1 protein-coding gene is annotated in these 1257 nt (G+C 65.0%); it reads right to left on the bottom strand.

Going from position 1 to position 1257, the window contains the following annotated elements; all coding sequences use genetic code 11:
* A partial coding sequence (locus tag ABW22_RS13790; RefSeq protein WP_193393310.1) for an Hpt domain-containing protein occupies positions 1 to 1257 on the bottom strand: 1257 nt, incomplete at both ends.

The following is a 1257-nucleotide window of genomic DNA, read 5'->3' as shown; positions in this document are numbered from 1 at the left end:
CGACTGCATCTGCGATTCCGCCTGCAATTCGATATCGCGCAGTTGCTGGCGCAAGCGGTTCAAGTTGCCCGTCATGTCGTTCAGGGAGCCGCGCAGCTGGCCGATCTCGGCATCCAGGCGAGCACGCGTGATCATGACCTCGCCGGCCTGGTTGACCATGCGCTCCAGCAACTGGGAGCGCACACGTATGGTGGCAGACGCGGCCTGCCGCAAGGGCTGCATGACCAGCGCTTGCGGGGCCGGAATTGCCAGTTTTCGGATACCGTCTTCGCGCAGAAAAGCCTCATCGGCCGCAAGAGGGTGGGCCTCGGGCGCTTGCGCAGGAACCTCGACGATGACCGTCAGCGGCTCGGCGCTGGCGTATGCGCCTGCCAATGCGGGGGCCAGAGCAGCTGCGGCATCGGCGTGGCGCAAACCTTCAAAAGCGGCCTGCATGGCGTCGAAACGGGTCAGGAGCGTTTCGAACTCCTGGCTTGCGGCATCCGCCGAACCGATGCGCTCGATGTCGGATTCAATCCTGTGGGCCATTTCACCGAGGCGCAGGGCGCCCGCCAGACGGGCACTGCCCTTGAGCGTGTGCAGCACGCGCAACACCTCCATCCGGGCCCCCTGATTGTCAGGTCGCGAAGACCACTGGCGCAGGGCCCCGCCCAGCTGGGGCATGAGCTCTGCACCCTCTTCTTCGAAAATCGCAAACAGGTCCGGATCAATCGCATCAATGGCATCGATCTCCTCGTCGGCATCGCTGCGCAAAGCCGTGCTGGCAACACCAACAGAAGCGGGCACAGAGCCAGGCTCCACGGCCAGCGGCAGGACACGCCCAGGCATCGACAAGTCGGCCAACGGAGCCTCAACCGGCAGCGCCGCATGCGCGATTTCAGCCTCGGGTAGCGGTGCAGGCGCGGCCTCGGCCTTCAGTTCGTCCCGCTGGACCACATCAGCAGGGAAATCAAGCGCGTCGAATTCGCTCGTGGGCGGCAACACCGCATCGGAAAAATCAAGCTGGTTCAGGCGCTCCAGCACGCCGGCATCGGACTGCCGGAGGAAGCCAGCGGCAAACTGGTGCAGCAGGCGGCGAATATCTTCGGCTGCCTCCACAAATACCTGGCCGTATTGCGCGGCGCCGTCGCGGTGGTGATCCCTGGACTTCTGCAGCGCATGCTCCAGCGCCCGTGCCATCGCCGACAACGCAACGAAGCCGACGGTGGCAGAGCTGCCCGCCAGGGAATGGGCAAGGGCCACGGTGGAATCGCTGAC

The organism is Thiobacillus denitrificans, from assembly GCF_001530125.1.
Classification (GTDB): domain Bacteria; phylum Pseudomonadota; class Gammaproteobacteria; order Burkholderiales; family Thiobacillaceae; genus Thiobacillus; species Thiobacillus denitrificans_C.
Note: the sequence above shows the minus strand (reverse complement) of the source record. Positions and strands in the feature narration are given on the sequence as shown.